This window comes from Microbacterium sp. bgisy207 (assembly GCF_057706855.1).
Genome location: NZ_JBYIPB010000032.1, coordinates 1 through 1,386, shown reverse-complemented (window position 1 = coordinate 1,386; position 1,386 = coordinate 1). Strand labels below are relative to the sequence as shown.

The 1,386-nt window shown below is 63.9% G+C and carries 1 protein-coding gene; it reads left to right on the top strand.

The genetic code is table 11. From position 1 onward, the window contains the following. Nucleotides 1-91 precede the first annotated feature (91 nt). On the top strand, nt 92-1,345 hold the full coding sequence (locus tag AC3ENO_RS14895) for an IS256 family transposase (RefSeq protein WP_434971348.1): 1,254 nt from the start codon (nt 92-94) through the stop codon (nt 1,343-1,345). The last annotated feature ends 41 nt before the right edge of the window (nt 1,346-1,386 follow it).

Below are 1,386 nucleotides of genomic sequence, written 5' to 3'. Positions count from 1 at the left end.
GGGACTGTCTGAATAACGGTGTGTGGGGTCCGGCCTGATCCGAAAGGAGATGGCCGTGGCTGACACGACCACTGTCGTTGTTGACGACGAGATGATTGATCCCGTGACCGGGGAGATCATCGATCAGAAAGAACTCGCAGAACGCTTGCTCGCGCAGGCGAAGGAGCAGGGCGTGAGCCTGACGGGGCCGGGCAGCCTGCTCAGCCAGCTCACGAAGAACGTGCTCGAGACCGCGCTGAATGCCGAGTTGACCGAGCACCTCGGCCACGAGCACGGCGGGACCCCGATCGGCGAGAACATGCGTAACGGGACGCGGGTCAAGACGGTGCTCACCGAGATCGGGCCCGTCGAGATCGAGGTGCCCAGAGACCGTGACGGCTCGTTCGAACCGGTGATCGTCCCGAAAAGGAAGCGCCGACTGGACGGGGTCGATCAGATCGTGCTCTCGTTGACCGCGCGAGGGCTGACGACGGGTGAGATCGCGGCGCATTTCGATGAGGTCTATGGGGCGAAGGTCTCCAAGGACACGATCAGCCGGATCACCGAGAAGGTCGCCGGGGAACTCGCCGAATGGTCGAGCAGGCCGTTGGATGCGCTCTACCCGGTGATCTTCGTCGACGCGATCGTGGTGAAGGTCCGTGACGGGCAGGTGAGGAACACCCCGTTCTATGTCGTGATGGGCGTCACCGTGAACGGGGAACGCGACATCCTCGGCATCTGGGCCGGTGACGGCCAGGAGGGTGCGAGGTTCTGGCTGCAGGTGTTCACCGAGCTGAAGAACCGGGGTGTCGAGGACGTGCTCATCGCGGTCTGCGACGGGCTGAAGGGTCTCCCGGAGGCGATCAACACCACTTGGGAGCAAACGGTCGTCCAGCAGTGCATCGTCCATCTGATCCGCAACTCGTTCCGCTACGCCGGCCGGCAGCACCGCGACGCGATCGTCCGTTCCCTCAAACCCGTCTACACGGCCCCGTCGGAGCAGGCGGCGAAGGATCGGTTCGAGGAGTTCGCCGCCGAGTGGGGCGGACGGTATCCGGCGATCGTGCAGCTCTGGAAGAACAGCTGGGCGGAGTTCGTGCCGTTCCTCGAGTATGACGTCGAGATCCGGCGGGTGATCTGCACGACCAACGCGATCGAGTCAATCAACGCTCGCTATCGGCGCGCCGTGAGAGCTCGGGGGCACTTTCCCAACGAGGCCGCCGCGCTGAAATGTCTCTACCTCGTGACGCGGTCGCTTGACCCGACTGGCGGCGGAAGGGCACGCTGGGTGATGAGGTGGAAGCCCGCGCTGAACGCGTTCGCGATCACCTTCGCCGGACGGTTCGAGAAAACCACTCACGAATGAAAACCGCCGGATCCCACACACCGTTTATCGGACAGACCCGA

Bases quoted from the DNA above. Each gene is read 5' to 3' on its own strand.
- AC3ENO_RS14895 (WP_434971348.1), top strand. From the start codon at position 92: ATGATTGATCCCGTGACCGGGGAGATCATCGATCAGAAAGAACTCGCA.